The sequence below is a fragment of the Romboutsia sp. 13368 genome (assembly GCF_018336475.1).
GTDB lineage: Bacteria > Bacillota > Clostridia > Peptostreptococcales > Peptostreptococcaceae > Romboutsia.
In genome coordinates, this window is sequence record NZ_CP048741.1 from 32,127 (window position 1) to 38,702 (window position 6,576).

5 protein-coding genes are annotated in these 6,576 nt (G+C 27.4%); all 5 read left to right on the forward strand.

Annotated features, from left to right (window positions below; translation table 11 throughout):
- Positions 1–349 precede the first annotated feature (349 nt).
- Positions 350–838, forward strand: a complete 489-nt coding sequence (locus tag G3997_RS00165; RefSeq protein ID WP_296646171.1) for a prepilin peptidase — start codon at positions 350–352, stop codon at positions 836–838.
- 11 nt (positions 839–849) lie between these two features.
- On the forward strand, positions 850–1,410 hold the full coding sequence (gene pth / locus G3997_RS00170; RefSeq protein WP_296646176.1) for an aminoacyl-tRNA hydrolase: 561 nt from the start codon (positions 850–852) through the stop codon (positions 1,408–1,410).
- A gap of 17 nt (positions 1,411–1,427) precedes the next feature.
- Positions 1,428–4,823 (forward strand): transcription-repair coupling factor, encoded by a 3,396-nt coding sequence (gene mfd, locus G3997_RS00175; protein ID WP_296646180.1) that lies wholly within the window; start codon positions 1,428–1,430, stop codon positions 4,821–4,823.
- An 18-nt stretch (positions 4,824–4,841) separates the two neighbouring features.
- Positions 4,842–5,846 carry a peptidylprolyl isomerase gene (locus G3997_RS00180; RefSeq protein WP_296646186.1) on the forward strand — a complete coding sequence of 335 codons (1,005 nt, stop codon included), beginning with the start codon at positions 4,842–4,844 and terminating at the stop codon, positions 5,844–5,846.
- Positions 5,847–5,945: 99 nt separating this feature from the next.
- On the forward strand, positions 5,946–6,485 hold the full coding sequence (locus tag G3997_RS00185) for a stage V sporulation T C-terminal domain-containing protein (RefSeq protein WP_296646189.1): 540 nt from the start codon (positions 5,946–5,948) through the stop codon (positions 6,483–6,485).
- Positions 6,486–6,576: the final 91 nt, after the last annotated feature.

Consider the following 6,576-nt stretch of genomic DNA (forward strand, 5'->3'; position numbering starts at 1 on the left):
CCCATTTATATCTGTAGGGGCATTGATAAGTATTTTATATGGAACAAGTATAATGAACTGGTATATTGGATTATTCTAATATACCAGTTTTTCTTAAGGTTGCAAAAATATTATAGTAAAAATTGAAGTTATTATATAAAAATAGTAAACAAGTTATATGAGTGATTACACAATAAATTTAAAGTTAATAATAGTAGTAACCTACTACTATTATTAACTTATGATATATATAATATTAATTTCAATAGTAATATCTTATATTTGTAATAGTCAAATTTATAATATTTGTGATGAATTAAAAAGAACAAAATCTAACACTATAATAATTTATACATTAATGATTTTGTGTATGGTGTTAATTTATCAAAAGTATGGAATAACAATACAATCAATAAAATACTTATCACTTATACCATTTATAATCATAATTTCAATAATAGATTATCATACAACATACATATACGATATAACAGTAATTAGTGGTATAATAATCCAAGGTATTTTACTTTTTATATCTCCAGATATAAAAAAATATTTACTAGCATTTATAATAGGAATTATAGTACCATATATAATAGCTAAAACAACTAAGGGATTAGGAGAAGGTGACATAGGTCTATATGGCTTATGTTGTTTTGCGCTAGGCAAAAATTATTCCTTATATTTAATAGCTTTATCATTTGTTTTAGCATCAGTATATTGTGTATATATACTTTTAGCAAAAAGTGATAAAATAAGAAAAATACCATTTGCACCATTTATATCACTAGCGACAGTTTTGATAATATTAACCAATTTTGATATATTCAACTTTTGGTTTGACATAATAAGTAATTAAGGAGGAACACTATGTACGTAGTAGTAGGTCTAGGTAATCCTGGAAAACAATATGAGAACACAAGACATAACGTAGGATTTAATGTTATAGATATTTTAGCAAAGGAAAATGGAATATCTGTGACGAAAATAAAACATAAGGCATTAATAGGTGAAGGAAGAATAGGTTCTGAGAAAGTTCTTTTAGTTAAGCCACAAACTTATATGAATTTAAGTGGAGAAACATTAATAGATATATATAATTACTATAAGGTTGATTTGGACAATATAATAGTAATATATGATGATATAGATTTAGATGTTGGAAAATTAAGAATAAGAAAAAAGGGAAGTGCAGGAACTCATAATGGGATGAGATCTATTGTAAAATGTTTAGGTTCTGGAGATTTCCCAAGAATAAGAGTTGGAGTATCAAAGCCTATGAAAGGTCAAGATTTAGCGGATTTCGTACTTTCTAGATTTAGAAAAGAAGAATCAGCTGACTTAGAAATAGGTCTTGAAAAGGCTTATAAAGCAGTAGAATCTATGATTAAAGAAAATATAGATATGGCTATGAATAAATACAACGGATAGTGAGAGGGGAATTTAATATGAATGACATATTTGTATACCCTTTGCAAAATTCAAAAGAATATAAAGATATAATCAACTGCATAAATAATAAAAAAGGCTCATTATTAATTAATGGCCTTTTAGCAGTTCAAAAACCACATATAGCTTATTCTATGTATAGAGATTTAAATAGACAAACTATTTTTATAACAAATAGTGATTTAGAAGCTAAAAAGGTTTATGATGATTTAAGTTTTTATATGAAAGATAATGTAGAGTATCTTGGTTCTCAAGATATTTTATTTTACCATTTGGATGCAAAGGATAGAAGTGAAGAGGCAAAAAAATTAAAGGTACTATTAAAGTTAGCTAAAGGAGATAATATAATCTTAGTAACATCTATTGAAGCTGTTATGAGAAAATATATACCTAAAGAAGTACTTTTAGAAAATATTTATACTTATGAAATAGGTGATACTTTAAACTTAGAAGGTCTTAGCGAAACTTTAGTAAATTTAGGGTATGAAAGAGTTTCAAAGGTAGAGGGATTTGGACAGTTTAGTATAAGAGGTGGAATAGTTGATATATTCTCACTAGAGTATAACAATCCTATTCGTATGGAATTATTTGATGATGAAATCGATTCTATACGAACTTTTGATATATTCTCACAAAAATCTATTAAGAAAATAAAAGAATTTTCAATAACTCCATCAAGAGAATTTATATATCCTAAAGATGTTGAAAATGCTGTAGATAAAATAAAAAAAGATACAAGTAAATATACTAACGATGATGTGTTTTTAAATATAGATAATATAAGTAGTAAGACTTATTTTGAAGGTATAGAAAATTATATTGATTATTTATACCCTGAGGAAAATAAGAGTATTTTTACATACTTACAAGAAAACGCTATAGTATTCTTTAATGATATAAGTAGAACTAAAGAAAGATGCGAAAACTATTTAAATGAATTTAAAGAAAACTATAAGTTAAATCTTGAGAGAGGTTTGGCTATAAAAGATCAAGGTAAATTAATATACACATATAGTGATTTAGAAATCTTATCAGAAGGTAGAAGATTAGTATTAAATACACTTTTACCAAAGCCAATAAATGATTTGAATGTAAAATCTATAGTTAATTTTGATTCTAGAGAAGTTCCAACTTTTAATGCTAAAGTGGATGTTTTAGTAGAAGAATTAAATAGATTAAAATACAATGGCTATAAAATAATACTTGCTACTAACACATATGATAGAGCAAAAAAATTACATAATGACTTATTAGATTTAGGCTTAGAATGTATTATATCTCAAGATAGAGATATAGAAATAAAATCATCTCAGATAGTTATTATACCAGCTCGTATAACTAGTGGATTTGAGTATAAATCTATAAAGTTTGTAGTAATTACAGATAATGAAATGATAGGGGTTCATAAGAGAACTTCAACTTCTAAATCTAAGAAAAATAAAAAAGGCAAAAAGATAGAATCCTTCTTAGATTTAAATATAGGTGATTATGTTGTTCATGAAAATAGTGGTGTTGGTAGATACACAGGAATTGAACAAATAACTGTAAATAACATAAAGAAAGACTATATGAAGTTAGTTTACCAAGGTGGAGATAACCTGTATGTACCAATAGATCAAATGGATAAGGTACAAAAATATATAGGTGTTGAAGAAGATAAGGTTAAGTTAAATAAACTTGGAACTAACGAATGGACAAGGGCTAAAGCTAAGGTTAAAAGAGAAATAGAAGATATGACCAAAGACCTTATAGAGCTTTACGCTAAACGTGAAAAAATAAAAGGATATAGATTCTCTAAAGATACTCCATGGCAAGGTGAGTTTGAATCATTATTCCCACATCAAGAAACTGATGACCAATTAAAGGCTATAGAAGAAACTAAAAAAGACATGGAATCAGATAAAGTAATGGATAGACTTGTATGTGGAGATGTTGGATATGGTAAAACAGAGGTTGCTATAAGAGCAGTATTTAAAGCTTGTATGGACCAAAAACAAGTAGCAGTACTAGTTCCAACGACTATACTAGCTCAACAACATTACAATACATTTAAGGAAAGATTTGAAGGATATCCAATAAGAGTAGAGGTTTTAAGTAGATTTAAAACTCCTAAGCAACAAAAACAAGTAATAGAAGATGCTAAAAAAGGATTAGTAGATGTTTTAATAGGAACTCATAGGATAATATCTAAAGATATAAATATGCCTAATTTAGGTTTAGTTGTAATAGACGAAGAGCAAAGATTTGGAGTAAAGCATAAAGAATCTTTAAAGAAAATTAAATCTACTGTAGATGTACTTACTTTATCTGCAACTCCTATACCAAGAACTCTTCATATGTCTTTAAGTGGAATAAGAGATATGAGTGTTATAGAGGAGCCGCCGCAAGAAAGACATCCTGTAATAACTTATGTTACAGAAGCTAAAGAAAGTATAATTCAAGATGAAATAGAAAGAGAAATAGCTAGAGGTGGACAGGTATTCTTTGTATATAATAGAGTTGAGCGAATTGAAGAAATGGCTAGTATGGTTCAAAGATTAGTACCAGATGCAAAGGTTGCTATTGCTCATGGTAGGATGACTTCTAAAGACCTTGAAAATATAATATTAGGGTTCTTAAATAAAGAATTTAATGTTCTAGTCTGTACAACAATTATAGAAACAGGTATGGATATATCAAATGCTAATACTATGATAGTTTATGATGCAGATAAGATGGGTCTTGCTCAACTTTACCAATTAAGAGGAAGGGTTGGAAGAAGTACTAGACAAGGTTATGCATATTTAATGTACGAAAAGGACAAGGCACTTAGTGAAATTGCAGAGAAGAGATTAAAGGCTATAAGAGAATTTACTGAGTTTGGTTCAGGATTTAAGATAGCAATGAGAGACCTTGAAATAAGAGGTGCTGGAAATATATTAGGTTCACAACAACATGGTCATATGTCTGTAATAGGATACGACTTATATGTAAAAATGTTAAATGAAGCAATTAAAAAAGTTAAGGGTGAAGATATTACTGAAGAAGTAGATGTTGAAATAGATTTAAGTGTAAATGCCTATATACCAGATAACTATATTAGTGATGAATTAATTAAGATAGAAATGTATAAAAAAATAGCATCTATAGAAAGTAAAGAGGATATGTATGAAATTCAAGAAGAATTAGAAGATAGATTCTCAGATATACCTAAAGCTGTAGAAACATTATTAAAAATAGCTTACATTAAAACTTTATGTAAAAAGTTAAAAATAGAAAAAGTAAGACAAATTAAAGATGAAATATTACTAAATCCTTTAACTAGATACAAAACAAAGGAAAAAATAGGTTATAATATAGTTAATGAATTAGAAGAATTACTAGAGAATATGTGTAATTTAAAATCAAATCAATAATTAGAAAGGGTGTTTAATTTGAAAAGAATTATGGCATTAGCTTTATCTTCTTTACTATGCATATCAGCAGTAGGATGTAGTAGTAAATCAAGTGATAGCGAAGTAGTAGCAACAGTAAATGGAAATAATATAACAGTAAAGCAATATAAATCAACACTAGAGTTGTATAAAGAATCTCTAGAAGCTATGTATGGAACTACGATATGGGATACAGAAGTTGAAGATGGAGTGAAATATAAAGATAAATTCAAAGAAATAATGCTTGATCAAATGATAGATATAGAAGCAGTTATTGAGCAAGCTAAAAAAGATGGATTAACTCCTTCTAAAGAAGAAGTTGATAAGGCCTTTGAAGAATTAAAGAAAAATATAGATGCAGATGAAGATTATAAAAAGAAATTAGAAGAAAAAGGTATAGATGATACATATCTTAGACAACAACAAGAACAAGATTTAACAATACAAAATTATAAAGAAAACTTTGAAAAAAATGTTAAAATATCAGATGAAGAAATGAAAAAGTATTATGAGGAACATAAAAAAGACTATTATAAAGATGAAGTAAAAGCATCTCATATACTTATATCTACAGTAGATGAAAATGGTAAAGAATTATCAGAAGCTAAGAAAAAAGAAGCTAAAAAGAAAGCTGAAGAAGTTCTTAAAAAAGCAAAAAGTGGCGAGGAATTCTCAGAACTTGCAAAAGAGTACTCTGATGATACAGGTTCAGCAGCTAATGGTGGAGATTTAGGATACTTTACTAAAGGACAAATGGTTGAGCCATTTGAAAATGCAGCATTTAGCTTAAAAGTAGGAGAAATATCTGATATAGTAGAGTCTCAATTTGGGTATCATATAATAAAGGTGTATGATAAGATAGATGAGCAACTTCCATTTGAAGATGTTAAAGATGAGATAAAAAATACTTTAATAGAAGATAAGTATATAGCTAATATAGAAGAAATAGCAAAAAAAGCCAAAGTAGAAAAAAATGAAGATGTATTAAAAAAAGTTAATTTTTAATTAAAAAAGCTATGTATAGTAATACATAGCTTTTTTTGCATATTTTTCTTATGGTTGGTAAAAATAAGCGTAAAGTTACTAACTGGAGGGATAATTAGAATGAGAGCAACTGGAATAGTTAGAAGAATAGATGACCTTGGAAGAGTTGTTATTCCTAAAGAAATAAGAAAAACTTTACGTATAAGAGAAGGAGATCCTTTAGAAATATTTACAGCTAAAGATGGAGAGGTAATCTTAAAAAAATATTCACCTATAGGTGAATTAAATGAATTTTCTCAAGAATATGCAGAAACTCTAGGTGAAACATTAGGATGTGGAGTAATAGTTACAGATTTAGATTCTATAATAGCTGTATCTAAACTTCCTAAAAAAGAATATAAAGAAAAAAGTATAAGTAATGATTTAGAGCAGATGATAGAAAATAGAGAAACAAAGTCATTTAAAGATAGTAAGTTAGTTTCTCTATGTAAAGATGACCCTATGGAATATACACACCAAATAATTATGCCAATAGTAAGTTCATCAGGTGATTGTATAGGCTCTATAACAGTCGTTTCTAAAGGTACAGAACTACTTTCTGAAGTTGATGAAAAAATACTTAAAATAGCATCAAACTTCTTAGGAAAACAAGTTCAATAATGAAAAAACCCTTAATAGGGTTTTTTTATTTTACAATAAACTTAATTTTAATATCTAGTAATTTTGGTAATATGTTGAATGTACAATTGAA